We start from the raw sequence: 26,152 nt of genomic DNA, 5'->3' as shown, positions 1-26,152 counted from the left end.
GGCATCCTTATTGCAATTGCATGAGCAGAGCATAGCGGTGGCGTCGGACTCAAGCAGGCATTGAGGCGCGCCCCCGTAAAATGGGGGGTAAGTGCATGGCTTTGTTCACAGAGCGCGTTGCCGTATTGTCGTGCGCATCGGCCGACGACGGTTCAGCCAAGGCATGTTCTGAGGAAGTTCTTCGTGATGCCGCGGCGACTCAGAAGGGTTTGCCCGGCCGGCCGAATCAATGTCTCGCCACTCTGCCCAAACGGATAGCTCGATTGCTTTGCGCTACGGCACTGGTGGGGCTGGTCTTTCCTTACGCTCAATCTCCGGCCCATGCGCAGCAATTGTCCATCAATACGGATGGTGCACCGGGCGACAATGGTGATGACGGAATCGGTACTGCTGACGCCGGAGATGGCCATTCGCCGGTGGCGCCGGCTACGGGAACGAATAGTGTCGGCCGCACGACCTCCGGGGAGGCCGCTTTCGTTGGCAGCGCCCGGGGTGGGCGCGGCGGCGATGGCGGCTCGGCTGTCCATGCAACAGCCGTCCCGCCTTTTGTGGAGATCAAGGGTGGTAAAGGCGGCGATGGCGCCAAAGGCGGAACCGTCGATATAACAAACAACGCATCTGGCGCCCTCGAAACATCGGGGGACAATGCTCCCGGCATATCGGGCGACGCCAGCGGTGGGGATGGTGGTAACGGCGCATGGGCATTCGCCATCGCGGTAGGCGGTAAGGGCGGCGTCGGCGGGCGGGGTGGCGATGGCGGCACGGCGACCGTGACCACTACGATCGAAAGCAATATCATCACGCACGGGGTCAATTCGAACGGCATCACCGTCAATTCCAGCGGAGGGCGCGGCGGCAATGGCGGCTTGGGCGCTGCGATCGGTGCCGGCAAGGGTGGCAATGGCGGCAATGGCGGTTTCGGCGGTGACGCGAAAGGCGATAATGCCGGCTCCATTTCCACGGACGGGGCTTTCTCGAAGGGTATGCTTGTGCGGTCGGCGGGCGGCGTTGCCGGTGATGGTGCAAGTGGTTTCGGTATCGTGGGTAACGGCGGCAATGGGGGCGTGCCGACAATCGGCGGCAATGCCGAGGGGATAAATTCCGGGACCATCACAACTCGGGGAGATTTTGCCAGCGGCATGGTCGTGCAGTCGGTCGGCGGTGGCGGCGGCGACGGCGGTGGCGGTCTAGGTCTGTTCGGCGGTGGCGGCGCGGGTACGGATGGCAATGACGGCCGGGCAGCCACGGGGACCAACACCGGCAACATCACCACCAGTGGCCTGGGCGCCATCGGCATGCTGGTCGAGTCGGTGGGCGGCGGCGGCGGCGATGGCGGCGGCGCCATCGGTCTCGTGTCGATCGGTGGCAAGGCAAGCGGTGGCGGCCAGGGCGATACGGCGACCGGCAATATTGGCGGCGTCATCAAGACCGGCGTCGATGGAAACGGCGGCGACGGCGCGCATGGCATTCTGATCCAGTCGGTCGGCGGTGGCGGCGGCAATGGCGGCTACGCCATCGGCGTAGCGCCTGCAATTTCGGTCGCCATCGGCGGTGGCGGCGGCACTGGCGGCAAGGGTGGCGTGGTCAACGTCAATCAGGCCGGCAACGGTGTGACCGTCGAGACGAACGGCCGTTCCGCTAGCGGCATCATCGCACAGTCGGTCGGCGGCGGCGGCGGCAATGGCGGCGGCGCCATTGCCATTGGCGGCCTGGTGGGTGTGTCGGTAGGCGGATCAGGCGATGCGGCGGGTGACGGCGACAAGGTGAATTACAACGTTGCGAACGCCAAGGTCACCACGCTCGGGGACGATTCCATCGGCGTGCTTATGCAGTCGGTGGGCGGCGGCGGCGGCAATGGCGGGTTTGCACTTTCCGGCTCGACCGTCGCAGCAGTGGGCGTCGGCGGCAGTGGCGGCAAGGCGGGTAAAGGCGGCGTGGTCGACGCGACCGTCGGCGGCACCGTCAACACCTCCGGGGATCGGTCGACCGGCATCGTTGCCCAATCGATCGGCGGCGGCGGCGGCAATGGCGGCTTTTCCGGCGCTGCCAGCTTCGGCGCCAGTGTGGGTGTCGGCGGCAGTGGCGCAGGCGGCGGCGATGCCGATGCCGTCACGCTGCGCACGGCTGATGGCGCGATGCAATCGATCACCACGGACGGCGCGGATTCGGCCGGCCTGATCGTGCAGTCGGTCGGCGGCGGCGGCGGCAATGGCGGCTTTTCCGGCACACTGTCGGCGATTGCCGGCTTCGGCATGGGGGGAAGAGGCGGCGCGGCCGGCAAGGGCGTGGCGACGGAAGCCACCTATAATGGTTCGGTCGAGACTTTCCGCGAAAGGTCGGCCGGTATCATCGTGCAGTCGATCGGTGGCGGTGGTGGAAATGGCGGCGGCCAGTTCGGCCTGAGCGTCAACGCAAGCGTGGGCATCGGTGGTTCGGGCGCGGGGGGCGGCGAAGCCGGGACGGCAAAGTTCTTCTCGACGACAACACTTGACGTCACGACCCATCAGTCGGACTCGGCCGGCGTCATCGTGCAGTCGGTCGGCGGCGGCGGTGGCAATGGCGGCTTCTCGTTGAACGGCGCGGGTCTTGTGGCTGCTGTCAGCATCGGCGGCAAGGCCGGCACTGCCAGCGACGCCAAGGCAGTGACGGTCGGCATCAATTCAGGGCTGATTCACACGCTTGGTGACCGCTCCACGGGTATCATCGCCCAGTCGATCGGCGGTGGCGGCGGCAATGGCGGCGGCACGGCTTCCGCCGGCCTCGGCGCCAACGTCACAATCGGTGGCAAGGGAGGTGGCGGCGGCACGGGCTGGACCGTCGATGTCACCAATGGCGCGGCGGTACACACCGAAGGTGTCCAGTCTCATGGCATCCTGGCGCAGTCGATCGGCGGCGGTGGCGGCTCAGGCGGATTTGCCGTCTCGGTTGGCGGGCCGTCCTTCTCGCTTGGCGGCGATGGCGCGTCGGGCGGCGGGAGCAAGAAGGTCTATGTCGAAAACACAGGCCTGATCAGCACGGACAAGGATATGTCGATCGGCATCTTCGCGCAGTCGGTCGGCGGCTCGGGCGGCGACGGCGGGTTTGCGATGGCGGCCGGCGCCTTTGCCGCGGTCGGCATCGGTGGCAAAGGCGGGGCCGGCGGCGCGGCCGGCGAGGTAGAGGTCAAGAACACCACCAACATCACGACCGTGGGCTCCCTCTCACACGGCATTCTCGCCCAGTCGGTCGGCGGCGGTGGCGGCAATGGCGGATCTGTCGGAACGTTTGCCGTCGGTCTGTTCGGCGCCGCTTCCGTGGCGATCGGCGGCGGTGGCGGCGATGGCAATCTCAGCAACCAGGTCACGGTCACCCACAAAGGTGACATTCATGTCGGCGGCATGGGCTCGAAGGCCATCCTTGCGCAATCGGTCGGTGGCAGTGGCGGCAACGGCGGTTCGGCTTATTCAGGCGCGGTCAGCGCCGGTCTCTACGTGTCCGCCTCGGTCGGGGTTGCCGTGGGTGGCGAGGGCGGCAACGGAGGCAACGGTGGAAAGGTAACGGTTCGGGCTGATGGCAACCTGATTGCCGACACCGACGCAGCCGGTTCCGGCGGCATCGTTGCCCAGTCCATCGGCGGCGGCGGCGGCAATGGCGGCCGCGCTGCCACGATTTCGGGTGCAGCCAGCACGGGGGTCAGCGTTTCACTCGGTGTCACTGTTGGCGGCTGGGGTGGCGACGGTGGCAAGAGCGACCTCGTCATCGTCGACAGCGGCATGAATGGCGGCGGCAGCATCGTTACCAAAGGCGCCAACGCGATCGGCATCCTCGCGCAATCGGTGGCCGGCAGCGGCGGCAATGGCGGCGATTCCTGGGGAGCTGCAGGCGGCTTCGGGGTCAACGCCAGCATCAATGCGACAGTCACCATCGGTGGCGGCGGCGGCAAGGGCAACATCAGCGGCGATGTCGCCGTTCACAACGCCATGACGATCAAGACGGGTGGGGACATGAGCGCCGCGATCGTTGCCCAGTCGATCGGCGGCGGCGGCGGCAATGGCGGAGCAACCAATGGCGCGACGGCCGATCTCGGTACAGAAAACGGCGTCAACGTCGCCGTCAACGTTGGTGTTGGCGGGGCGGGTGGCACAGGCAACAAGTCCGGTGCCGTGGATGTTACGAATTCCGCCAATTTGACCACCGACGGGGACTATTCGTCCGGCATTGTTGCCCAATCGATCGGCGGCGGTGGCGGCATGGGCGGTGCGACAAACACGCAGGCCTTCCACGTCGGCGGCACCGCCGGCACGAGCGTTACCGCAAATGTCAGCATCGGCGGCAATGGCGGCGAAGGCAACGATGCCGCCTGTGCCGCGGACGCAGGTGGCAATGCCACTTGTTTCGATGGCAAGGTCGGTGTCGCAGTCGATAATTCGGGCGAGATCCGCACAAGCGGGTTCAACTCGGTCGGCATCCTCGCCATGTCCATCGGCGGCGGTGGCGGCGGCGGCGGCTCGGCTTCGACCAAAGAGGATATCGTCGGCCCAGGCGATGCTGGCGAGACTTCGGTCGGTATCGGCGCGGCGATCGCGCTCGGTGCCGGCGGCGCCGGCAATGGCGGCACGGTTTTGGTGACCAACCGCAATCTGATCGTCACGGACGGCGCCGATTCCTATGGCATCAGCGCCAATTCGATCGGTGGCGGCGGCGGTGTCGGCGGCTCGTCCAGCTCTGGCGTGCTTGGCACTTACGCGATCGGCGGCTCGCTTGGCGGTGCGGGTGGCAAGGGCGGCAATGGCAACCAGGTCGATGTCGTCAATATGGCCGGCGCAACGATATGGACCAAGCAGGAGCGCTCGATAGGCATCTTCGCGCAGTCGGTCGGTGGCGGCGGCGGCGCAGGTGGTGCCGGCGAAAGCAAGGGCAAGAGCGATGGCGGTGAAGTCGCGGTAAACCTGTCGCTTGGCGGCTCGGGTGAGGTCGGCGGCAACGGCGGCAAGGTCAATGTCGAAAACAGCGGCATAATCCAGACCGACAAGGCCAATTCCCACGGCATCCTGGCGCAGTCGATCGGCGGCTCCGGTGGCGTCGGCGGCGCGTCCGGCACGTCATCCACCGACTCGAAGATCGCCATCACGCTGAGCCTCGGCGGCGCCGGCGGCGCTGGCGGTATCAGCGACAAGGTTCACGTCCAGAACTTCCAGAGCGGTTCGATCCTGACGCAGGACGACAACTCGCACGGCATCTTCGCACAGTCGGTGGGCGGCGGCGGTGGTGCGGGTGGCGCTGGCTCGACGGAGACCGGTAAGGCCGAGACGGCGGTTACCATGTATATTGGCGGCCAAGGCGGCAGTGGCAGCATCGGCGGTGAGGTCGAGGTCAACAACTTCGGCAAGATTGAAACACTGGGCTATATCTCGCACGGCATTTTTGCGCAGTCGATCGGCGGTGGCGGTGGTGCCTCGGGTGCCGCGACCGGCGCATCGGAAGCAGACATGACAATCGGTGGCGGTGCCAGCATACCCAACGGGATTCCGATCCCGGTGGTCGGCGACCCCAACGACCCCGACAACGAGGCCGATGGTGGCAAGGTCACCGTCACCAACGATGGCGAGATCATCACACACAAGGATGGGTCATACGGCATCTTCGCCCAGTCCATCGGCGGCGGTGGAGGATATGGCGGGACGGTTTCGTCCGACTTCGCCGGGTCCGATTCCTTTGCTCTCAGCCTGGGCGGCAAGGGCGGCAACGGCGGCGATGGCGGAGATGTGAGGGTTGAGGTTTCCGGATCGATCGAAACCTTCGGCGCCCGCGCGCATGGCGTCGTGGCGCAGTCGGTGGGCGGCGGCGGCGGTGTCGGCGGCGACGCAAAAGGTAAAACCTCGAACGCGCTCGGCATCGGCGGCCTTGGCGGCAATGGCGGCGATGGCGGCGACGTGACCGTGATCCGCACCGGCACCATCACCACGCATGGTGTCGATGCGGTCGCCATCATCGCGCAGTCGGTCGGCGGCGGCGGCGGCATCGGCGGCGCCGGCTTCGGGCGCTTCGGCGCCACGGCGGATGGCGGCAGCGGCATCGACAACAACACCATCGGCTTCAACACATTTGCGGGCGCCAAGGGCAATGGCGGCACGGTGACCATCCAGCAGGACGGCGAGATCGTCACCGATGGCGAGCGGGCGCACGGCATCGTGGCCCAGGCGGTGGGCGGCGGCGGCGGCCTGGCCGGCACGCTCTCCACCGGCGCTGCCGGTTCCGGCGGTGGCATCGGCGATGCCGCGGCGGCGACGGCGACGGCCATGAGCCAGGTCTGGGTCAAGGGTGCGAGCTCGTATGCCATGTTCGGACAGAGCGCGACCGGCATCGGCGACGCGCACGCGGTTACGCTGACCGCGGGCGACAGCCTGTTCGCGCAGGGTGCTGGTTCCGTGGCCGCCTACGGCGAAAGCACAGCCAACGGCGCGAAAGGCAACATCACCATCAATCTCAACGGTCATTACACGATTGGCGGCGCCGGAACCGGCGTTGCCGCCATGCTCGTCGGCGGCGCCAACAACGCGCTGACCAACCACAGCCTGCTCTACGCAATGGGAGCGACGCCGACGTTCGAGATCCAGACAGCGGATATCCAGGCATTCCAGACCTTCCTGTTGGCGCCCGGTCCCGTCGTGCCGACCAATGCGATCCTGGAATCGCTGCTCGATGATTTCAGTCCGCTGGCCATTACCGGCACGTCGGGTGATGACCATGTCGACAATTCGCCGCTGGGCGACACGCTGGGACGCGTCATCGGCAACATCGATCTCGGCGGCGGCAACAACAGCTTCCACAATTTTGCCGATGCCTCGATGGTCGGACTGAAAACCATAGATCTCGGCGGCGGGCTGTTCACCAATGACGGGCTCTATACCAACCAGGGCATCGGCGTGGTGGCGAAGGTGGATGTCGGCGGCAGCTTCAAACAAAACCTCTTCGGCGATTTCGTCACCGATGTGGATCTCAACAACCAGATCACGGATGCCCTGGCACTAACGGCGGCCGGTGACTTCAACGGCGAAGCGCCGCTGAATTTCCTGTCGATCGATAAGCTGTTCACGGAATATGTGGTCGCCAATGGCTCGGGGATGACCGACTCCGGCATAGCAGCGAAGACCTTGCATCCGGCAGTGGGCTTCAACTTCCAGTTCCGGGTGGATGGCGGCACCGATCTCGTTCTTTACGCCGACAACCCGACATTCCTGGAACTGGCGCAGGATCCGGGGTCCGGCACCACCGATCCCGGCGTGTTCCAGATGGCGCAGTACCTTGACGATGTCGAGGCAGCATCGACCCCGGACAACCCGATGGCCAGGCTGATCAACATGCTGCGCTTCCTGCCCAATGAAGAGGAACTGGGTGCAGCATTGACCCGGCTCACACCGCATTATGCCGTGCATACGTTCGACATGATCAACCGCGAAGCCGACATGATGCTGGAAGCGGCGCGTGAGTGTACTGGCGTGCCTGCCTACAAGAATCCCGACGGCCGCTGCGTCTGGGCAACGATCAGCCCGCAGGCCGAGTACGGCCGCGACGCGGGTGCTGGCACTACAAGCCGCGACGACGTCCTGAAGACGATGTCGCTTGGCGGCATTGGCGAGATTGGCCAGAACTGGTCGCTTGGCGCCACCATCGGCCGCACAGAGTTCGATTCCAAGATCGGCTTTGATGGAGACCTGCTGTCGGAGACCACCGGTGAGGCCTGGCAGGCCTACGCGCTGGCCAAATATACCAACAAGAATTACTTCGTGGACTTTGCACTCGGTGGCGGCACGGGCTCGTTCAAGGGCGAACGCGACACCCATATCGACCCGGCATTCTACATTCCGGGCGAAACGTTGGCGGGTGATTATCTCGACGAGGTAATGCTGCCTGGCATCGGCAGCAGCGTCACCTACACACAGAAGACCGCGATGTTCGGCGGCTCGGCGCGGTTGGGTTTCACCCGGGAGATGGGCGCGTTCTATCTGCAGCCGACAGTGCAGTTCGACGCGCGCTGGCTGCGTGTCTCAGGCACGGAGGAGGGTTCGGTCGCCGCCTTCAACTTCGATGGCTCGGCCAACACCTACTATTCTGCAACCCCTGCAATCGAGATCGGCACCGACATCGCGCTCAGCGACATTGCCAGCCTTCGCGTCTACGGCAAGGCCGGGGCGGAGTTTTCCAACAAGGAGTGGGAAATCGAAGGTCGCTTCGCGGCGGCGGAGAATCTGCCTGGCAACCCCGCATTGCACTTGACGGAGGCCGTCGATTCGCCGCTCTATCGGGTCGGCGCCGGCCTTGAACTGAATGGCGTCAATGGCGTCGGCATGTCCGTCAGATATAATGGCGCCTTCGGCGAAACGGTTAAACAGAACGCGATCAGCGCGTCTCTCAAGGTCAGCTTCTAGCTGGCCCGAGGCGGAGCCGGGCGGGAGGGGTCTTGATGAGGAAGTTCGCGTATTTCTTGGCGATGCTGGGTGTTGCCTGCACCGTCGGTGTGCCGGCCGTGGCGGCGCAAACCAAGAGCGACAAGGCGGTCGCGGCACCGGCTGCCGCCGATGCGCCGCAGTTGCCCGGTGGCGCGTCGGCACTGTCCGAAACCCACGGCGACTGGACGGTCAATTGCCAGATATCAGGCGCGACCAAAACCTGCAGCCTGTCGCATCAGCAATTCAACAAGCAAAACAATCAGCGCCTGCTGGCGATCGAGCTGTCGAGCAAGACCGGCGAGGATGCCACGGGAACGCTTGCGCTGCCGTTCGGCCTGGCGCTGGCCAAGGGGGTGAGCCTGACCATCGACGATCAGAAGCTGGACGGCAGCCTGGCGTTCAACACCTGCCAGGTCGTCGGCTGTCTGGTGCCGGTGATGTTCGATGCGACTGTCACGCCGCTGCTGAAATCAGGCACCACGCTGAAGATCGACGCTTTCGCGGCAGACACCGGACAAGCGGTGAGCTTTTCCATTCCGCTCAACGGCTTCGCCGGCGCACTTGCCCGAACCGCGGAGCTTTTGACCAATTGATGTGAGCCGCAGGACTTAAAGCGCGCGCCGCCTGAACGCAGTCTCGCGGCAGGGCGGTGCGTCACTGCAGCAGAACATCTTTCAGTCAAACGACGATTGTTTTAAGCCGTTCGGCGATCAGGGCGGCAAGCCGAGCCGCCACTTCGTCCTTGCTCATCTCCGGCCATTCCTCGACACCGGCCTTTGACACGATCCGCACCCGGTTGCGATCGCCGCCCATCACGCCCGAAGAGCCGACGCCGCTTCCCTGCGACACGTCGTTGGCAACGATGAGATCGGCGCCTTTCTTCTTGAGCTTGGCCTCGGCGTTGCGCAGGAGATCCTGTGTCTCGGCGGCGAAGCCGATAACCAGGCCGGGTCGCTGGCTGTGATGGCCGACGCCGGCGAGAATGTCGGGATTCTCGACCATGCGCAGCACCGGCGGCCCTTCGCCCGCGACCTTCTTGATCTTCTCACCGGCCGAGTTCTCGGTGCGCCAGTCGGCCACGGCGGCGACGAACACCGCCGCATCTGCGGGCAAGAGCCGTTCCACCGCGTCGCGCATCTCCTGCGCACGCTCGACGTGAATGGTCTTCACTCCGGGGGGATCGGCGATGCCGACAGGGCCGGAGACGAGGCGCACATCGGCGCCGAGCCTGGCCAGTGCTGCCGCGATGGCATGGCCCTGCTTGCCGGACGAGCGGTTGGCGATGTAGCGCACCGGGTCGATCGGCTCATGGGTCGGGCCGGAGGTGACGATGATCTTGCGCCCCGACAGCGGCCTGGGGCCGACATCGAGCAGCGCCTCGACCGCGGCAACGATCTCCAGCGGCTCGGCCATGCGGCCTTCGCCCGTCTCATTGCTTTCGGCCATCTCGCCCCTTGCCGGACCGACGAAGGTGACGCCGTCCTTCTGCAGCGTCGCGCGGTTGCGGCGGGTGGCCGGATGCGCCCACATTCTGGGATTCATGGCCGGCGCCATCAGCACCGGCTTGTCGGTGGCGACAAGCACGGTGGAGGCCAGATCGTTGGCGTGGCCGTTTGCGAGCTTCGCCATCAGGTCGGCGGTGGCGGGCGCCACCACCAGCAGATCGGCCTCGCGCGACAGCCTGATATGGCCGACATCGTGTTCGTCATTGCGGTCGAACAGCTCGGTGAAAACATGGTCGGCGGAGAGCGCGCCGACCGACAGCGTGGTGACGAATTCCTGCGCGGCCGATGTCATGACCACCCGAACCGCAGCCCCGCGCTCGCGCAGCCGGCGGATCAGATCCAGCGCTTTGTAGGCGGCGATGCCGCCGCCGATGATGAGCAGGATGCGCTTGCCGGAGAGGCTCATGCACCCTCCCAAGGATTGACTATGCTGATACCGCAATCGGAAAAGTCAGCAACATTTCTAGTCACCACCGCAAAGCCCCGCGAGCGAGCAACCGAGGCGATCTGTGCGTCAAATTCGCGTATAGGACGTGCCAGAAATCGTCTGTTCGAAGCAATCTCCGCGTATGCTTCGGCTTCGCGGTCACCGAACGCGAGCACTGGGGTCTTGAGCCATTTGGTGAAAAAGGCCCCGATGACACTACCCAGTGCAGCCTTACGCGTTCCGTCCGGCATGTTCGCAAGCCCAACGAGCAGCTCTGCCTTGGTCATCGCCGTGACATATGAGCGGGTCGCGAGCGAGCTATCCATCCAGGTAGCCACCCCTGCATCCGGCCGTGGTTTGAAGGTTTCCGAGATAACATTCGTATCCAGCACGAACATGGTTAGTCAAATTTCAGTGGCTCGCGCGGAGGGCCGCGCTCCGGCAACTCGACATCGAAACCGCCATGGGGCTCAACCAGCCTACGAATCGCGGCATAGAGTGACTCTCCCCGAGGGTCTTGGTCCACACCGTCCGAAAGAACACTCTTGGCAAGAACGCTACGCGCTTCCTCTTCCATGGAGACTCCCCTCACGGCAGCTCGCTCACGCAGTTTCTGCTTCACGTAGGTGTCGAGATTGCGGATGGTAAGTGTGCTCATGTTTTTGCTCCTTACCTCAACCTAGTCCATGAAAGCGTTGCTTTCAATGATAGCAATGCCGGCACTGCTGTCACCGAGACTCAGATCATCTTCCAGGCGATATAGACCAGCGTCAGCGCGATCACCCAGAGTGCCCAGCGGCCGGAGCGGCTGTAGCGCGCTTCGGCCTTGCCGATGGCGTGGGCAGTGGTCTCGTCGAAGCGCAGGCCATGCTCGGCCATCAGGTCGATCTCGCGCGACAGCCGGTCAGTGCGCGCCGCAAGCTCGGGCACCTGGCGGGCCAGCGTCAGCAGCGCCTTGGCGCCATCGCGCGCATCCATCATCATGCCACGCGGCCCAAGATTGCCTGATATCCAGTCGCCGACCACCGGCTCGGCAGTCTTCCACATGTTGAAGGCCGGGTCGAGCGTGCGCGCCACGCCCTCGACCACCACCATGGTCTTCTGCAGCAGGATCAGTTCGGGCCGCGTCGCCATGTCGAAGAGCTCGGTAACCTCGAACAGCAGCGTCAGAAGCTTGGCCATCGAGATGGTCTCGGCCGGCTGGCCATGGATCGGCTCGCCGATCGCCCGGATCGCCTGCGCGAAGGCCGCGACATTGTGCTGGCGCGGCACATAGCCGGCCTCGAAATGGACCTCAGCGACGCGCAGATAGTCGCGCGTGATGAAGCCGTAGAGGATTTCGGCGAGGAAGCGGCGCTCCTTCTTGCCGAGCCGGCCGGCAATGCCGAGATCGACGGCGACGATGGTGCCGTTCGCCTCGACGAACAAATTGCCCGGATGCATGTCGGCGTGGAAAAATCCGTCGCGCAGCGTGTGGCGCAGGAACGACTGGATCAGGTTGGTGGCGATGGTTTTCAGATCGTGGCCCGCCGCGACCAGTCCGGCAATGTCGTTCATCTTGACGCCGTCGACCCATTCCATGGTCAACACGTCGCGGCCGGTACGCTCCCAGTCGACGGACGGCACGCGAAAGCCGGGGTCGTGCCTGGTGCTTTCACCGAGCTCCGAGAGGGCCGCCGCCTCGAGGCGAAGATCCATCTCGATCTTGGTGGTCTGAGCCAGCGTCTGGGTGACCTCGACCGGCCGCAGCCGGCGGGACGAGGGGATGTATTTCTCCTGCAGGCGAGCGGCAAGGAAATAGCTTTCGAGATCCTGGAAGAAGCGGCGGCGCACGCCGGGCCGGATCACCTTGACCGCCACCTTGGTGGCAACGCCGTCATGCATGGCATCGGCGGCATGGACCTGGGCGATGGAGGCGGCGGCGACCGGATCGCCGAATTGCGCGTAGAGATCGCCGACTTTGCGCCCGAGCGAGGCTTCGATGGCCGCTATGGCTTCGGCCTTCGGAAAGGTGTGCATCTTGTCCTGCAACATGGCGAGATCGAGCGCCATGTCGTTGCCGACGACGTCGGGCCGCGTCGCCAGGAACTGGCCGAGCTTTACATAGGAGGGACCGAGCCGGACGACCGCTTTGGCCAGCCGGTCGCTGCGCTCATAGGCCAGCGCGCGGCGGCGCGTGAACAGCCGTGCCATCCGCCAGCCGAACTTCGGCAGGCCGGACAGTTCCTCACCCGGCAGAGCGGCGACGACACCCTCGCGGACCAGCACCCAGCCGGCCCTTACGAGCCGGAATCCTGCACTGACATTGCTCATGGCAGCGCCAACCCTGCCGGCTCTTTGAACCGGCATAGCACGCGTCGATTGTGAGAAATGCGGTCCGGCCTCAAAGCTTCCAGCCCGAATGAAGTGCTGCAATACCGCCGGAATAGTTGCGGAAGGAAACGCGGTCGAAGCCGGCGCGGGAAATCATCGTCGTGAAGTTCTGCTGGTTGGGAAACCTGGCGATCGATTCGACCAGATAGGAATAGGGCTCGCCGTCGCCGGTGACCATCTTGCCGATCTTTGGAATGGCGTTGAACGACCAGGCTTCATAGGCCTTGTCGAGCAGCGGCATCTCGACCTCGGAAAATTCCAGGCACAGGAAGCGCCCACCGGGCTTCAGCACGCGAAACGCTTCGCCCAAGGCCACCTCGATGCGCGGTACGTTGCGGATGCCGAAAGCGATGGTATAGGCATCGAATGTGGCATCAGGGAAGGGCAGTTCCTCGGCATTGGCCTCGACGAAATCGGTGTTGCCGGACAGGCCCTTCTTTTCGGCCCGGTCGCGGCCGACAGCCAGCATCGAGCCATTGATGTCGAGCACGGTGGCATGGGCATTGCCGTGGCTGGCATCGACGATGCGAAAGGCAATGTCGCCGGTGCCTCCGGCAACGTCGAGCACCTTCCAGCCCGCCCGTTTAGGCGGATTGAGCCAGGTGACCATGGCGTCCTTCCACAGCCGGTGCAGGCCGGCCGACATCAGATCGTTCATCAGGTCGTAGCGGTTGGCGACCTTGTGGAAAACATCGTTGACCAGGGACTGCTTGTCGCCAGCCCCTACACGCTTGAAACCATAGGAGGTTTCCATGCCGCCCGCGGCCGTGGTTCTCTCAACTGACATTTTTTTGATCCGTCATAAAACCGGCGGGACCATAGCCGATCGATGGTGCGGGCGCTATTGTTTAAGGCGCGGTGTTCAGCCGCGCTTCCAGGTGGCGGGTTTTCGAGACCTGGACGGACCGACGGGATGATTGAATGCCTTTGAAAGCGGAACTGCACTGCCACATCGAAGGGGCAGCGGCGCCCGAACTCGTCATCCGCCAGGCGCAGAAATACGGCAAGGACACCTCGCCCTATATCCAGAACGGCTCCTTCGTCTGGCACGATTTCACCTCCTTCCTGGCGGCTTATGATTTTTCCGCCGATCTGTTCCGGACCGAGGAGGACTATGCGCGGCTGGCCGACCACTATCTGACCAGCCTTGCCCGCGACGGCGCCATCTATTCCGAGGTGTTCACCTCGCCGGACCACGCTAAAAAAGCCGGCCTGTCGCCCAAGGCCTATACCGACGCGCTCGGCGAAGGCATGGCCCGCGCCAAGGCCAAGACCGGCATCGAGGGCCGCATGATCGTCACCGGCGTGCGCCATGTCGGCGTCGAGTCGATCGAGCAGGCGGCGCGCTTCGCGGCGCGCTGCGGGCATCCGCTGGTCACCGGTTTCGGCGTTGCCGGCGATGAGCGGGTCGGTGATATGGAGGACTATGTCAGGGCTTTCGAGATCGCTCGCGAAGCCGGGCTCGGCATCACCATCCATGCCGGCGAACTGACGGGCTGGGAGACCGTCCAGGCGGCGCTGGATCACATCCGCCCGTCCCGCATCGGCCATGGCGTGCGCGCCATCGAGAACCCGGACCTCGTCCGGCGCATCGCCGACGAGGGTGTCGTGCTGGAATGCTGCCCCGGTTCCAACATCGCGCTCAAGGTGTTCGACAGTTTCGCCGATCATCCGTTTCCGGCCCTGCAGGCGGCAGGCTGCAAGGTGACGCTCAATTCCGACGATCCGCCCTATTTCTGGACCTCGCTCAAGCGTGAATACGATATCGCTACCGAGCATTTCTCGATGAACGACAAGGCGCTGACCGCCGTCACCAGAACGGCCATCGAGGCCGCTTTCGTCGATAGAAAGACAAAGACGGCACTTCTTGCCCGGTTGAACAGCGCGGCACGCTGATTTCCGCCGACAAAGCTGTGGTCGGTGCGGGCCAAGCGGTTCCTTGGCCGGCGCATTGCCGCTAGGGTTCGCCCAGGCAGCTTGAAGCGCGGCGCGTCCGAAAGGGCGATGCGCGCATTTTCGGGCGCAGGCATCAGGAGAACACCATGCAGGGCGTCACCGTCGTCGACCACCCGCTTGTCCAGCACAAGCTGACCATCATGCGCAAGAAGGAAACCTCGACGGCGGGCTTCCGCCGGCTGCTGCGCGAAATCTCGCTGCTGCTCGGCTACGAGGTCACCCGCAATCTCGAACTGACGACGACGACCATCGAAACGCCGATGGAAACGATGGAAGCGCCGACGCTCGAGGGCAAGAAACTGGTCTTTGCCTCGGTGCTGCGCGCCGGCAACGGCTTGCTGGAAGGCCTGCTCGACCTGGTACCGGCGGCGCGCGTCGCCCATGTCGGTCTCTACCGCGATCACGAAACGCTGGAGGCGGTCGAATATTTCTTCAAGGCGCCGAGCGACCTCGCCGACCGGCTGGTGATCGTCGTCGATCCGATGCTGGCCACCGCCAATTCGGCGATCGCGGCGATCGACAAGCTGAAAGAGCGCGGCGCCACCAACATCCGTTTCCTTTGCCTGCTGGCGGCGCCCGAAGGCATCGAGCGCTTCATCAAGGCGCATCCGGACGTTCCCGTCTTCACCGCTTCGATCGACCGCCAGCTCAACGAGAAGGGCTACATCATGCCCGGCCTCGGCGACGCCGGCGACCGCATGTACGGGACCAAGTAATACCAGACCAAGTCGCCTGGTACGATTTACCAAATATTTACGCAAAGGCGCGGTTTGGGCGCGCGTTAAAGCGGCAAACACCATCCGGGCTTAACGATCGGCTGTCACTACAGCGCCGCGCGTCCTTTCGGACGCGCAAAGGACGCTGTAGCACTTTGATTTTGTGCATGAGCCTTTCCGAAAATCGTTCCCGATTTTCGGGGTCATGCGGCGAGGCCGATCCATGCTGCGCAAACTTCTGATCCTCGCCGTTTTCGCCGGTACATCGGCATCGATACCGATTGTGTATCAGTCGAATCCGCAACTCGTCGAAAACCTGCTGAGGTCGGCGGTGCCGGGCAAACAAGCGGTCGAAGCCCAGCCGAACGTCAATCTGGCATCGGTGCCCAACAAGCCCGCGGCACCGCTGCCGATGGGCCGCAAGGTCCTCGTCGCGGCAGACGAACGCGGGCATTTTTCGTCACCCTTCAAGCTCAACGGACGTCAGGTCGACGGCATGATCGACACCGGCGCCACATTGGTCGCCATCAACATTTCGACGGCACGCAGGATCGGCCTGTCGCTGAACGCTTCCGACTTCAACCGCGAGGTCAACACCGCCAACGGCACCATCAAGGCGGCCGTGGCCATGATCGACCGCCTGCAGATCGGCAGCATCACCGTCAATGACGTCCAGACCATCGTGCTCGACGACAGGGCGCTGCGCACCAATCTGATCGGCATGAGCTTCCTCAACCGGCTCGACAAATACCAGGTCGAGAACGGCACGCTGCTGCTCGTCCAGTAAGGCTATTCGTTTTCCAATTTCCCAAGGGAAAGCGCTATGCGCTTTCTCCCGGGGAGAACCGTTTCACACTTTTCCTGGAATTGCTCTAGCCGCGCGGCAGAATCCGCCGGATGACCGACTTGTCGGCGGGCGGCTTCGAGGCGCCGACCATATAGGCCGAAAGCACGGTTGCCGCGGCGGTCTCGGCATCGGCCGATGAGCGGGCATGGATCAGCGCCAGCGGCTCGCCGATCCCAACCTCCGCACCGACCGGCAATAGTCTGGTGATGCCGACCGCAGGGTCGATCTGGTCGTCCGGCCGCGTGCGTCCAGCTCCCAGGCCGACCACGGCGAGCCCGATATCGCGGGTGGCGATGCCGGTGACGAAGCCATTTGCGGTCGCCTTGACGGCAAGTTCGGTCGCCGCCGCAGGCAGATATTTTTCCGGTTTCTCGATGAAATCGGCGGGGCCGCCAAGCGCGGCCACCATGCGTGCGAAAGTGGCGGCGGCGCGGCCGCTGGCGAGCGTCTCGGTGGCGCGCCGCATGCCATCCTGGTTGGACGACACCAGCCCGGCCGACTGCAGCATTTCGGCGGCCAGCGCCAGCGTCACATCTTCGAGCCGACGGTCACGATACCGGCCGGTGAGGAAATCGACGGCGTTGCGCACCTCGACTGCGTTGCCGGCGGCCGACGCCAGCGGCTCGTTCATGCCGGTGATCAACGCCGAGGCCTTCAGTCCGGCGCCGTTGGCGATCTCAACCAGGCTGTTGGCGAGTGCGGTGGCGTCGCGCGATTTTTCCATGAAGGCGCCGTTGCCGACCTTGACGTCGAGCACCAGCGATTGCAGCCCGGCCGCCAGCTTCTTCGACAGGATCGAAGCGGTGATCAGCGGCACCGATTCGACCGTGCCGGAGACGTCGCGGATCGCATAGAGTCGTCGATCGGCGGGCGCGAGGTCGGCGGTCTGGCCGATGATGGCACAGCCTGTTTCGAGCACCGCCTTGCGAAACAGCGCGACATCGGGCTGGCTGATGTAGCCCGGGATGGCATCCATCTTGTCCAGCGTACCGCCGGTGTGGCCAAGGCCACGGCCCGAGATCATCGGCACATAGGCGCCGCAGGCGGCGACGATCGGCGCCAGCATCAGCGAGACATTGTCACCGACGCCGCCGGTCGAATGCTTGTCGGTGACCGGGCCTGGCAGGTCCGACCAGTCGAGCACATCGCCGGAATCGCGCATCGCCAGCGTCAGCGCCACGGCCTCGTCGCGGTTCATGCCGTTGAAGAACACCGCCATGGCGAAGGCGCCGGCCTGGCCGTCGGTAACGGCGCCTGACGTCACGCCCGCGACGAAGCCGGCGATCTCCTCCTCCGACAGCCTGAGGCCATCGCGCTTGCGGCGGATGATTTCCTGGGGAAGCATCAGATCTCCAGCAGTCCGTCGCGGAACACGCGCTGCAGGATCGTCGCCAGCCGCGCGCCGCCGACCGGCGCCATGTCCTTGGTCTCCTGGTGCGAAAGCTCGGCCCCGGTCATGCCGGCCGCCAGATTGGTGATGACCGAACAGGCGGCGACGCGCAGTCCGAGGAAGCGGGCGAGAATGACCTCCGGTACGGTCGACATGCCGACCGCATTGGCGCCCATGATGCGCGCCATGCGGATTTCGGCCGGCGTTTCGAAGCATGGGCCGGAGAACCACATATAGACGCCCTTGTGCAGGGTGGTGCCGGTCGCTTTTGCCGCCCGCTCGATGGCCTGGCGGATGCCGGCATCATAGGCTTCGGTCAGGCCGACGAAACGCCGGTCGCTTGGTTCGCCGATCAGCGGGTTGGTGCCCGAGAAATTGATGTGGTCCGATATCAGCATCACCGAGCCCGGCGGCATGTCCGGATCGACCGAGCCGGCGGCATTGGTGAGGATCAGTTTCGTGATGCCGATGCCGGCAAGCACTTCCAGCACCGGCCGCATCGCCGCGGCGTTGCCGTGCTCATAGTAATGGGCACGGCCCGACAACAGCAGCACCGGCACGCCGGCAAACAGCCCTGCCACCACTTCGCCGGCGTGCCCGGTGACACCGCTTCTGGGAAAGCCGGGCAGGTCGGCATAGGAGATGCGGATCGGGTCCTCGATCTGGTCGACCAGACCGCCGAGGCCCGAGCCGAGCACCAGTGCCGTGGCCGGCGCCAGGCCGTCCAGCCTTTCGACGAGATGATCCAGGGCTTTTTCCGTCATCGTTGCCAGCTGTTCATTTGAGCCTGTTGCTCATTTCAAAATATCGCCGCGGAAGCCGTAAGGCAGCATGTCGCCCATGGTCACGGTTTCGGCCACACCCGCATTGTCGCAGAGATAGAGCTTTGTTTCCGGCCGGCAGAATTCGGCAAGCCGCTGGCGGCAGCCGCCGCAAGGCGAGCATTTGGCCATGCGTTCGGCAAGCACGGCGATTTCCACGATCTTGCCGCCGCCGCCCATAATGTAGTGGCCGAGCGCCGTGGTCTCGGCGCACCAGCCTTCCGGATAGGAGGCGACTTCGATGTTGGCGCCGGTAAAGACGCGACCGTCCTCGGTGCGCAAGGCAGCGCCGACCGGAAACTTAGAATAGGGCGCGTAGGCCTTGGCCATGGCGGCCTTGGCGGCCTCGAACAGATCATGCGACATTCAGCGTTCTCTCCGATGATCGTGTTCAAAACCCGGCGCAAAGCCGACCCGTCGCTCAACGTTCCTTGACATAAGGCACGCCGCCGGCGCGTGGCGGGATTGCCTTGCCGATGAAGCCGGCGAGAAGGATGACGGTGAGGATGTAGGGCAACGCCTGCATGAACTGCGCCGGCACCTTGCCGATGATGGGCAGCGGGGATCCCTGCAGGCGGATCGACGCCGCGTCCAGGAAGCCAAACAGCAGGCAGGCGAACATGGCGTTGACCGGCTTCCACTTGGCGAAGATCAAGGCTGCCAGCGCGATATAGCCCTTGCCGGCAGTCATGTCCTTCACGAAGCCGCCATTTTGCACCATCGACAGGTAGGCGCCGGCAATGCCGGTGAGGATGCCGGTGCAGATCAGCGCCCGGTAGCGCAGCCAGGCGACCGAGATGCCGGCGGTGTCGACGGCGGCCGGGTTCTCGCCGACGGCGCGAAGTCGCAGGCCGAAGCGGGTGCGAAACAGCACCCACCAGGTGAACGGCACCATCAGGAAGGCAAGATAGACCAGGATCGAGTGGCCCGACAGGAGTTCGGCATAGATCGGTCCGATGATCGGCACGTCGCGGATGGCCTCGGCGCCCGGCAAGGTGATGGCCTCGAAGCGCTCGCCCGGTTGCAGCGCCGGCGTGCGCCCGCCCTGCTGGAACCAGGCCTGGCCGAGGATGATGGTCGAGCCGGCGGCGATGAAATTGATCGCCACGCCGGAGACGATCTGGTTGCCGCGATGAGTGATCGAGGCAAAGCCGTGGATCATGGCGAAGGCGACCGAGATCACGACCGCCATGCCGAGGCCGAGAAAGGCCGAATGGAACACGGAAGCTGCGGCCGCTCCGGCGAAGGCGCCGACAAGCATCTTGCCTTCGAGGCCGATGTCGAAGATGCCGGCGCGTTCCGAATAGAGCCCGGCGAGGCAAGCAAGCAGCAGCGGCACCGAGAGGCGGATGGTGGAGTCCAGTGTCTGGATGATCGCGTTGAACACATCCATCTCAGGCACCTTTCCCCTTGACCGCTTCCATGCCGACCGATCGCGGACTGAACGAGGCAAACAGCGCCTGGATGTAGGGCCGGAACATGTGCTCGAGGGCACCGGCAAACAGGATCACCAGGCCTTGAATGATGACGATCATGTCGCGGCTGATTGCCGGCATCTCGAAGGCGAGTTCGGCGCCGCCTTGGTAGAGCATGCCGAACAGGACCGCCGCCAATACGATGCCGACAGGGTGCAGGCGGCCCATCAGTGCCACGGCGATGCCGACGAAGCCGGCGCCGGAAACGAAGTCGATGGCGACATTGTGCTGATCGCCCATCACCGGATTGAGCGCCATCATGCCGGCCAGTGCGCCCGAGATCATCATGGCGGTGATGATGATGCGGGTTTCGGAAATGCCGGCATAGCGTGCCGCCTTCGGGCTGTGACCGTAGGTGCGCATCTCGTAGCCGAGCTTGGTGCGCCAGATCAGCAGCCAGACCAGGAAGGCCATGACCAGCGCCAGCAGGAAGGTGACGTTGAGCGGCGCCGAACGGATCTTGGCGCCGAACAGCTCGATGATCCAGTTGAGTTTGGGCAGTTCCGCGCCGGCGAGGAAGTTGCGCGTCTGCGGCGCTTGCGAGGCGGCTGGCTTCAACGGGCCGACCAGCAGGTAAACCATGATCGAGGCGGCGATGAAGTTGAACATGATGGTGGTGATGACGATGTGCGAGCCACGCTTGGCCTGCAGATAGGCCGGGATAAGCGCCCACAATGCGCCCACCGCCGCCGCAGCAATGATCGCCAGCGGGAAGGTCAGCCACCATGGCAGTGTGCTGTCGAAGCTCAGGCAGACGATGGCGATGCCAAGGCCGGCGATGTAGGCCTGCCCCTCGGTGCCGATGTTGAACAGGCCGCAATGCGCGGCCACCGCCACCGAAAGCCCGGTGAAGATGAAGGTGGTGGCATAAAACAGGGTGAAGGCGATGCCTGTGCCTTTGCCGAAGGCGCCTTCGACCAGGATGACGGCGGCGCGCAACGGATTCTCGCCGACCAGAAGCACGACGAAGCCGGCGACGACGAAGGCGACGAACAGATTGATCAGCGGGATCAGGCCATAGTCGGCCCAGGCCGGCAGTTTGGCGTAAGGCGTGCTCAAAGTGCTGCCTCCTGGTGCTCGATGCCGGCCATCAGCAGGCCGAGCTCGCCCTCGGTCGCTTCGGAGCCGCGCTCGCCGACGATGCGGCCGGCAAACATCACCAGGATACGGTCGGACAGCGAACGGATCTCGTCCAGCTCGACCGACACCACCAGCACCGCCTTGCCCTGGTCGCGCATGGCGATCAGGCGCTTGTGGATGAACTCGATGGCGCCGACATCGACGCCGCGTGTCGGCTGGCCGACGATCAGCACGCCCGGGTCCTGTTCCATCTCCCGTGCCAGCACGATCTTCTGCTGGTTGCCGCCGGAGAAATTGGCGGTCTTCAGCCGGCAGTCGGCCGGGCGGATGTCGTATTTGGCGATCTTGTCCCTGGCATCGTTGCGGATGGCATCGATGTTGAGGAACGGCCCCTTCAAATAGCGGGGATCATCGTGATAGCCGAGGATCGAATTCTCGTTCTCCTCGAAGGCCAGCACCAGCCCGACGTGATGGCGGTCCTCCGGCACATGCGCCAGGCCACGGTCGCGCAACTCTCCGGGGTCGGCGGCACCGGTCAGGTCGATCGGCTTGCCATCCAGCATGACCGAGCCGGAAACGGCACGCCTGATGCCGGAAATCGCCTCGAGCAGTTCGGATTGTCCGTTGCCGGCGACCCCGGCGATGCCGACGATCTCGCCGGCCCTGATATCGAAGGAGATGTCGTCGACCATGGTGACGCCGCGCGTATCCCTGACCGTCAGGTTCTTGACTGCGAGCTTGACGGCGCCGGCCTCTGCCTCGCCCTTCTCGACCCGCAAGAGCACGCGCCGGCCGACCATCAGCTCGGCCAGTTCCTCGACAGTCGTCTTCCTGGTCTCGCGCGTCGCCACCATCGTGCCCTGGCGCATGACCGACACCGTGTCGGTGATGGCCATGATCTCGCGCAGTTTGTGGGTGATCAGCACCACCGTCTTGCCCTGGTCCTTCAACTGCCGAAGGATGCGGAACAGATGGTCGGCCTCGGCCGGCGTCAAAACGCCCGTCGGTTCGTCGAGGATCAGGATCTCGGCGCCGCGATAGAGCGCCTTCAGGATCTCGACACGCTGCTGCAGGCCGACCGGCAGTTCCTCGATGATTGCATCGGGATCGACTTCCAGCCCGTATTCACGCTCCAGCCGCTCCAGTTCGGAGCGCGCCTTGGCGATGCTCTTCTTCAAGAGCGCATCGCTTTCGGCGCCGAGGATGACGTTCTCCAGCACCGTGAAATTGTCGACCAGCATGAAGTGCTGATGCACCATGCCGATGCCGAGCGCGATGGCGTCATTGGGGGTCTTGATCGAAGCCGGCTGGCCGCCAACGCGGATCTCGCCGCTGTCGGCCTGGTAGAAGCCGTAGAGGATCGACATCAGCGTCGACTTGCCAGCGCCGTTCTCGCCGACAATGCCGTGGATCGTGCCGCGACCGATCTCAAGATTGATGTCCCGGTTGGCGCGCACCGCACCAAAACTCTTGTTGATGCCGATCAACTCGATTGCGGCTTGCGCCATGCAGCCTGTCCCACTCTTATTTTTTTATCGCTTGGTCAAAACGCCTAGCATGACGCTCCGCCCGTGCCAATTGGCGGAGCAGGTTCACTCTCGACAAATCCCGGTGCGCTTGTCAATTTGCAACGTGGCCGGGGCCTTCACATTCGCTAGTATGACGGAGCCGAAATTCGCATTGCGGCGCAAGACATCGCGGTGAAGACTGGGGAATTCACATGACCATACCCGCCGACCGGCTGACGACGCTGGAAATCCGCGCCGCCGAGCAGGAGAAGACCATCGAGGAACTGTCCGGCCAGATCGCCGAGCAGTGGAAAGTGATCGAGCGCATGCAGCGCAAGCTCGACGCGCTGACGGATCGCTTCCTGGCGCTGGAGGAGCAGACGGGAGATGAAGTGCCTGTAACCAAGCCGCCGCACTGGTGAGGAAAAAGGGAAGGGCGCACGCCATGGCCAGTGAAAGCGATCGCATTGCACGGGCCAGCGACTATGTGCGTGGCCTGATGAACGATGCGGAGCGCGAACGGGCCGAACGTGATCTGGAGATCGACCCGGCCTTCCGCGACGAGGTCGTGCGACTTGCCGAGCGCATGCACGTCTTCGACCGTGCCGAACCGGGGGATGGCGAAGAGCGCTGGAAGCAGATCACGCAGCGCATTGGCGAGCTGCCGCAGATGCGTAGTTCTGGCCTGAGCGACGCCAGGCCGCCAACCGTGATCCGAAGCCTGTCGCAGCGGCCATACGGCGTCGGCGTCCACGCGCTGGGCGGCCGGCGTGGATTTGTGGTTGCCGCCGGACTGATGGTGGCGTTCGCGCTCGGTTGTCTCGTCGCGAAGCTGCTATAGGCGAGGCCGGCGAGACATCAGAGCCATCGTCTCGCCGTCCGAACTGCATATCTCAACGATGTTCCAGCCGAGGGCCGCGTAGAAACCACGCGCATCCCATGTGTAGAGATAGAGCATCTCGACGCCCCGTGACGCCGCATGGGCTTCCGTTGCCTTGACCAGCGCGGTGGCGATGCCTCGGCGTCGATACCTTGCATCGACAACCAACCCGGCCAGCCATGGCGTCAGATCATGCGCGGGCTCCAGTTCGTGGCGGACCAGCAGGCATGTCCCGACCGGGGTGTCGCCGATCCGGGCCACGAATGCCGCCTCGAAACCGTCACCGGCGATCAAGTCGCGAAGCCCTGCCGCATCTTCCCCGAGAGTCCTTCCGGTTCCCTCGAAAAAGGCAGACAGGCGCAGTTGCGCGACCGCTGCTACGTCGTGCTCGCCCATGGGTCCGATCGTCGGCTGCATCTGTATCTCGAAACGGTGTCCGGCACGGAGCGAAGGTTTCGGTCGATCCGGTAAAGGCAAAACCGCCGGGCTGGCGCCCGGCGGTTTGCAGATCATGGCTGTATGTTCGTGCCGCTCAATAGGGGCAGGCGTTGTCAGTCGTATAGTCGTGTACTTCGACCTTGCCGGCAATGATGTCGGCCTTGGCCTTTTCGACGGCCGCCTTCATCTCGTCCGTCACCAGCGCCTTGTTGTTGTCGTCCATGGCGTAGTCGACGCCGCCTTCCTTGAGGCCCAGATTCTCGACGCCGCCCTTGAAGGTGCCGTTCTTGCCGTCCATGAAGGCGGTGTAGACGGCGACGTCGACGCGCTTCAGCATCGAGGTCAGCACCTTGCCGGGCTGCAGGCCGTTCTGGTTGGAATCGACGCCGATGCCAAGCTTGCCGGCATCTGCCGCCGCCTGCAGCACGCCGACGCCGGTACCGCCTGCCGCGGCGTAGACCACGTCGGAGCCCTGGTCGATCTGCGTCTTGGCGATCTCGCCGCCCTTGGCCGGATCGTTCCAGGCAGCCGGCGTGTCACCCGTCATGTTCTGGATGACATCGGTCGCGCCGGCCGATTTGGCACCGCCGACATAGCCGCATTCGAACTTGCGGATCAGCGGGATGTCCATGCCGCCGACGAAGGAGACCTTCTTCGACTTCGAGGCCATCGCCGCCATGATGCCGACGAGATAGGAGCCTTCGTTTTCCTTGAATACCAGCGAGCGGACATTGGGCATGTCGACGGCGTCGTCGATGATGGCGAAGTTGAGATCGGGATATTCGGCCGCGACCTTCTTCAGCGCATCCTCCCAGGCGAAGCCGGCCATGACGATCGGGTTGTGGCCGTCCTCGGCGAAGCGGCGCAGCGCCTGCTCACGCTGCGAGGCGTTGGAGACCTCGAATTCGACGTAGGCCGTGCCGGTTTCCGTCTTGAATTTCTCGGCGCCGTGATAGGCAGCCTCGTTGAAGGATTTATCGAATTTGCCGCCGAGATCATAGAGGATGGCCGGTTGGACATCCGCGGCGAAAGCCGGAAGAACCATTGCGGTTGCGGCCAGGAGGCCGAGAACGATACGTTTCATGTGATCCACACCCTGTCGGTTATTTTTTCCGTTACGCACCGCATGCCGGCCCGGTTCTCCGGCAGGCATGCGACGTCAGCCAGGAGTGTATTCCCTCCCGCTCGGCGGCAATCTGGCATGGCCCGAAACAAAATTCACGCGGAATTTTGACCTTTTGGAAAAGCTTGGTGCGGGCAAGCCGCACCGCAGCTTGTGTCAGGCGGAGGCGGCGGCAGGGATGGCGCAAGCGACACCGGCGCCTTTGAGGTTGCACGTGCCGTAAGGGTTCTTCGCCAGATATTGCTGGTGATCGGCTTCGGCGAAGTAGAATTCGGCCGCCGGGGCGATCTCGGTGGTGATCCTGCCGTGGCCGGCACCACGCAGCGAGGTCTCATACGCATCGCGCGAGGCGCTCGCCGCCAACAGTTGCGCCTCGTCGCTCGTGTAGATCGCTGAACGATAGGCGGTGCCGACATCATTGCCCTGGCGCATGCCCTGCGTGGGATCGTGGCTTTCCCAGAACAGCTTCAGAAGCCCAGCATAGGAGACGATCCCGGGGTCATGGACCACCAGCACCGCTTCGGCATGACCGGTTAGCCCGGTGCAGGTCTCCTGATAGGTCGGATTGGGCGTGAAGCCGCCGGCATAGCCGGCCGCGGTGACCCAGACGCCTTCGATCTGCCAGAACAGCCGCTCCGCAGCCCAGAAGCAGCCGAGCCCGAACATGGCCGTCTCCAGCCCCTCGGGATAAGGACCCTTGAGCGGTCTTTTCAAGACCTTGTGCCTGGATGCGGTCGGGATCGCCCTGGCGCGGCCCGGCAGGGCCTCGGAGGGCTTCGGCAGATTGAGCTTCTTGTTCAGCATGTCGCTGAGAAAGAACATGCGCGGGTTTCCCTCTCTTCGCGGAAAGCGGATCAGTTTGCGACGAACTGTCCGGCGCGACGTTGCCGCCTGTAGCCTATCGCATAGAGCAGGAAAGCCAGCACCGCGAACACGGCGAAGCCCGGCTGGTTCAGCACCCAGGCGATGGCGCCATCCCACAGCAGCGGGCTGGTCTTGGTTCGGATGAAGGTCTCGAAGGCGGCCCGCGTGTCGGGCGAGACCGCCAGCCAACTGCTGTTGAGCGGGGTCAGCACCAGCACGGAGGCCGCCACTGTGCGTGTCGCGTCGAGCACCGCCATGATGACGGAAATCGACAGCGCGATCATTGCGGCAAGACGAAAGACGAAGCGAAACATCAGAAT

22 protein-coding genes are annotated in these 26,152 nt (G+C 64.3%); 7 read left to right on the top strand and 15 right to left on the bottom strand.

Annotation, left to right across the window (positions count from 1 at the left end):
- The first annotated feature begins 332 nt into the window (after positions 1-332).
- Positions 333-8,408 (top strand): autotransporter outer membrane beta-barrel domain-containing protein, encoded by an 8,076-nt coding sequence (locus A4R29_RS35395; protein WP_276327766.1) that lies wholly within the window; start codon positions 333-335, stop codon positions 8,406-8,408.
- Between the two features lie 35 nt (positions 8,409-8,443).
- Positions 8,444-9,022, top strand: a complete 579-nt coding sequence (locus A4R29_RS24580) for an invasion associated locus B family protein (RefSeq protein WP_027161348.1) — start codon at positions 8,444-8,446, stop codon at positions 9,020-9,022.
- 85 nt (positions 9,023-9,107) lie between these two features.
- Here the strand turns inward: A4R29_RS24580 and coaBC are convergent, their stop codons facing one another.
- The 5 genes from coaBC to ubiE form a co-directional block, all read right to left on the bottom strand.
- Entirely contained in the window at positions 9,108-10,340 is a 1,233-nt protein-coding gene (gene coaBC / locus A4R29_RS24575; RefSeq protein ID WP_024502802.1) for a bifunctional phosphopantothenoylcysteine decarboxylase/phosphopantothenate--cysteine ligase CoaBC, read from the bottom strand.
- Positions 10,337-10,759 carry a type II toxin-antitoxin system VapC family toxin gene (locus A4R29_RS24570; RefSeq protein WP_027161349.1) on the bottom strand — a complete coding sequence of 141 codons (423 nt, stop codon included), beginning with the start codon at positions 10,757-10,759 and terminating at the stop codon, positions 10,337-10,339. Before A4R29_RS24570 ends, coaBC begins: the two co-directional genes overlap by 4 nt.
- A 2-nt stretch (positions 10,760-10,761) precedes the next feature.
- Positions 10,762-11,019 (bottom strand): FitA-like ribbon-helix-helix domain-containing protein, encoded by a 258-nt coding sequence (locus tag A4R29_RS24565; RefSeq protein WP_027161350.1) that lies wholly within the window; start codon positions 11,017-11,019, stop codon positions 10,762-10,764.
- Positions 11,020-11,099: 80 nt separating this feature from the next.
- The gene (ubiB, locus tag A4R29_RS24560) at positions 11,100-12,674 is read right to left on the bottom strand and encodes a 2-polyprenylphenol 6-hydroxylase (protein ID WP_024502800.1); all 1,575 of its coding nucleotides are present in this window, start codon (positions 12,672-12,674) and stop codon (positions 11,100-11,102) included.
- 70 nt (positions 12,675-12,744) lie between these two features.
- Positions 12,745-13,521 carry a bifunctional demethylmenaquinone methyltransferase/2-methoxy-6-polyprenyl-1,4-benzoquinol methylase UbiE gene (gene ubiE, locus A4R29_RS24555; RefSeq protein WP_024502799.1) on the bottom strand — a complete coding sequence of 259 codons (777 nt, stop codon included), beginning with the start codon at positions 13,519-13,521 and terminating at the stop codon, positions 12,745-12,747.
- 134 nt (positions 13,522-13,655) lie between these two features.
- On the opposite strand from ubiE, the gene A4R29_RS24550 reads away from it, so the two are divergent.
- From A4R29_RS24550 to A4R29_RS24540, 3 genes are all read left to right on the top strand, one after another.
- The gene (locus A4R29_RS24550; RefSeq protein WP_027161351.1) at positions 13,656-14,630 is read left to right on the top strand and encodes an adenosine deaminase; all 975 of its coding nucleotides are present in this window, start codon (positions 13,656-13,658) and stop codon (positions 14,628-14,630) included.
- Between the two features lie 146 nt (positions 14,631-14,776).
- Positions 14,777-15,406 carry a uracil phosphoribosyltransferase gene (upp, locus tag A4R29_RS24545; protein WP_013529626.1) on the top strand — a complete coding sequence of 210 codons (630 nt, stop codon included), beginning with the start codon at positions 14,777-14,779 and terminating at the stop codon, positions 15,404-15,406.
- Between the two features lie 223 nt (positions 15,407-15,629).
- Positions 15,630-16,193: a TIGR02281 family clan AA aspartic protease gene (locus tag A4R29_RS24540; RefSeq protein WP_024502797.1), complete on the top strand. Its 564-nt coding sequence runs from the start codon at positions 15,630-15,632 to the stop codon at positions 16,191-16,193.
- Positions 16,194-16,278: 85 nt separating this feature from the next.
- Here the strand turns inward: A4R29_RS24540 and deoA are convergent, their stop codons facing one another.
- Genes deoA through A4R29_RS24510 form a run of 6 tightly spaced genes read right to left on the bottom strand, consistent with a single transcriptional unit; the run spans position 16,279 to position 22,527 of the window.
- A complete protein-coding gene (gene deoA, locus A4R29_RS24535) occupies positions 16,279-17,598 on the bottom strand; it encodes a thymidine phosphorylase (RefSeq protein ID WP_063173083.1) in 1,320 nt (439 codons plus the stop codon).
- Positions 17,598-18,407 carry a purine-nucleoside phosphorylase gene (locus A4R29_RS24530; protein ID WP_024502795.1) on the bottom strand — a complete coding sequence of 270 codons (810 nt, stop codon included), beginning with the start codon at positions 18,405-18,407 and terminating at the stop codon, positions 17,598-17,600. The genes deoA and A4R29_RS24530 overlap by 1 nt, the downstream gene beginning before the upstream one ends.
- 30 nt (positions 18,408-18,437) lie before the next feature.
- The gene (gene cdd / locus A4R29_RS24525; protein WP_013529630.1) at positions 18,438-18,830 is read right to left on the bottom strand and encodes a cytidine deaminase; all 393 of its coding nucleotides are present in this window, start codon (positions 18,828-18,830) and stop codon (positions 18,438-18,440) included.
- 55 nt (positions 18,831-18,885) lie between these two features.
- A complete protein-coding gene (locus A4R29_RS24520) occupies positions 18,886-19,857 on the bottom strand; it encodes an ABC transporter permease (RefSeq protein WP_013529631.1) in 972 nt (323 codons plus the stop codon).
- A 1-nt stretch (position 19,858) separates the two neighbouring features.
- Complete coding sequence (locus A4R29_RS24515) at positions 19,859-20,998, bottom strand: ABC transporter permease (protein WP_024502793.1); 1,140 nt, start codon at positions 20,996-20,998, stop codon at positions 19,859-19,861.
- Positions 20,995-22,527, bottom strand: coding sequence for an ABC transporter ATP-binding protein (locus A4R29_RS24510; RefSeq protein ID WP_013529633.1), 1,533 nt, complete (start codon positions 22,525-22,527; stop codon positions 20,995-20,997). The genes A4R29_RS24515 and A4R29_RS24510 overlap by 4 nt, the downstream gene beginning before the upstream one ends.
- Before the next feature lie 212 nt (positions 22,528-22,739).
- Here A4R29_RS24510 and A4R29_RS24505 point away from each other — a divergent pair, with 212 nt between their 5' ends.
- Positions 22,740-22,949 carry a SlyX family protein gene (locus A4R29_RS24505; protein ID WP_013529634.1) on the top strand — a complete coding sequence of 70 codons (210 nt, stop codon included), beginning with the start codon at positions 22,740-22,742 and terminating at the stop codon, positions 22,947-22,949.
- Between the two features lie 23 nt (positions 22,950-22,972).
- Complete coding sequence (locus A4R29_RS24500; protein WP_013529635.1) at positions 22,973-23,368, top strand: hypothetical protein; 396 nt, start codon at positions 22,973-22,975, stop codon at positions 23,366-23,368.
- On the opposite strand, the gene A4R29_RS24495 is transcribed toward A4R29_RS24500, so the two are convergent.
- From A4R29_RS24495 to A4R29_RS24480, 4 genes are all read right to left on the bottom strand, one after another.
- Complete coding sequence (locus A4R29_RS24495) at positions 23,363-23,824, bottom strand: GNAT family N-acetyltransferase (RefSeq protein WP_063173082.1); 462 nt, start codon at positions 23,822-23,824, stop codon at positions 23,363-23,365. The two genes, A4R29_RS24500 and A4R29_RS24495, sit on opposite strands and share 6 nt — an antisense overlap.
- 115 nt (positions 23,825-23,939) lie before the next feature.
- Positions 23,940-24,929 (bottom strand): BMP family lipoprotein, encoded by a 990-nt coding sequence (locus tag A4R29_RS24490; RefSeq protein WP_024502791.1) that lies wholly within the window; start codon positions 24,927-24,929, stop codon positions 23,940-23,942.
- A 195-nt stretch (positions 24,930-25,124) separates the two neighbouring features.
- Positions 25,125-25,790 carry a peptide-methionine (S)-S-oxide reductase MsrA gene (gene msrA / locus A4R29_RS24485; RefSeq protein ID WP_063173081.1) on the bottom strand — a complete coding sequence of 222 codons (666 nt, stop codon included), beginning with the start codon at positions 25,788-25,790 and terminating at the stop codon, positions 25,125-25,127.
- A 32-nt stretch (positions 25,791-25,822) separates the two neighbouring features.
- Complete coding sequence (locus A4R29_RS24480) at positions 25,823-26,146, bottom strand: hypothetical protein (RefSeq protein WP_024502789.1); 324 nt, start codon at positions 26,144-26,146, stop codon at positions 25,823-25,825.
- Positions 26,147-26,152 lie beyond the last annotated feature (6 nt).

It is taken from the genome of Mesorhizobium ciceri biovar biserrulae (genome assembly GCF_001618845.1).
Taxonomy (GTDB): domain Bacteria; phylum Pseudomonadota; class Alphaproteobacteria; order Rhizobiales; family Rhizobiaceae; genus Mesorhizobium; species Mesorhizobium ciceri.
This window is presented reverse-complemented; position numbering and strand designations above follow the sequence as displayed.

Excerpts from the sequence above, each read along its gene's own strand:
- A4R29_RS24580 (WP_027161348.1), top strand. The coding sequence starts at position 8,444 with ATGAGGAAGTTCGCGTATTTCTTGGCGATGCTGGGTGTTGCCTGCACC.
- coaBC (WP_024502802.1), bottom strand. The coding sequence starts at position 10,340 with ATGAGCCTCTCCGGCAAGCGCATCCTGCTCATCATCGGCGGCGGCATC.
- A4R29_RS24570 (WP_027161349.1), bottom strand. The coding sequence starts at position 10,759 with ATGTTCGTGCTGGATACGAATGTTATCTCGGAAACCTTCAAACCACGG.
- A4R29_RS24565 (WP_027161350.1), bottom strand. The coding sequence starts at position 11,019 with ATGAGCACACTTACCATCCGCAATCTCGACACCTACGTGAAGCAGAAA.
- ubiB (WP_024502800.1), bottom strand. The coding sequence starts at position 12,674 with ATGAGCAATGTCAGTGCAGGATTCCGGCTCGTAAGGGCCGGCTGGGTG.
- ubiE (WP_024502799.1), bottom strand. The coding sequence starts at position 13,521 with ATGTCAGTTGAGAGAACCACGGCCGCGGGCGGCATGGAAACCTCCTAT.
- A4R29_RS24550 (WP_027161351.1), top strand. The coding sequence starts at position 13,656 with ATGCCTTTGAAAGCGGAACTGCACTGCCACATCGAAGGGGCAGCGGCG.
- upp (WP_013529626.1), top strand. The coding sequence starts at position 14,777 with ATGCAGGGCGTCACCGTCGTCGACCACCCGCTTGTCCAGCACAAGCTG.
- A4R29_RS24540 (WP_024502797.1), top strand. The coding sequence starts at position 15,630 with ATGCTGCGCAAACTTCTGATCCTCGCCGTTTTCGCCGGTACATCGGCA.
- deoA (WP_063173083.1), bottom strand. The coding sequence starts at position 17,598 with ATGCTTCCCCAGGAAATCATCCGCCGCAAGCGCGATGGCCTCAGGCTG.
- A4R29_RS24530 (WP_024502795.1), bottom strand. The coding sequence starts at position 18,407 with ATGACGGAAAAAGCCCTGGATCATCTCGTCGAAAGGCTGGACGGCCTG.
- cdd (WP_013529630.1), bottom strand. The coding sequence starts at position 18,830 with ATGTCGCATGATCTGTTCGAGGCCGCCAAGGCCGCCATGGCCAAGGCC.
- A4R29_RS24520 (WP_013529631.1), bottom strand. The coding sequence starts at position 19,857 with ATGGATGTGTTCAACGCGATCATCCAGACACTGGACTCCACCATCCGC.
- A4R29_RS24510 (WP_013529633.1), bottom strand. The coding sequence starts at position 22,527 with ATGGCGCAAGCCGCAATCGAGTTGATCGGCATCAACAAGAGTTTTGGT.
- A4R29_RS24505 (WP_013529634.1), top strand. The coding sequence starts at position 22,740 with ATGACCATACCCGCCGACCGGCTGACGACGCTGGAAATCCGCGCCGCC.
- A4R29_RS24500 (WP_013529635.1), top strand. The coding sequence starts at position 22,973 with ATGGCCAGTGAAAGCGATCGCATTGCACGGGCCAGCGACTATGTGCGT.
- A4R29_RS24495 (WP_063173082.1), bottom strand. The coding sequence starts at position 23,824 with ATGCAGCCGACGATCGGACCCATGGGCGAGCACGACGTAGCAGCGGTC.
- A4R29_RS24490 (WP_024502791.1), bottom strand. The coding sequence starts at position 24,929 with ATGAAACGTATCGTTCTCGGCCTCCTGGCCGCAACCGCAATGGTTCTT.
- msrA (WP_063173081.1), bottom strand. The coding sequence starts at position 25,790 with ATGTTCTTTCTCAGCGACATGCTGAACAAGAAGCTCAATCTGCCGAAG.
- A4R29_RS24480 (WP_024502789.1), bottom strand. The coding sequence starts at position 26,146 with ATGTTTCGCTTCGTCTTTCGTCTTGCCGCAATGATCGCGCTGTCGATT.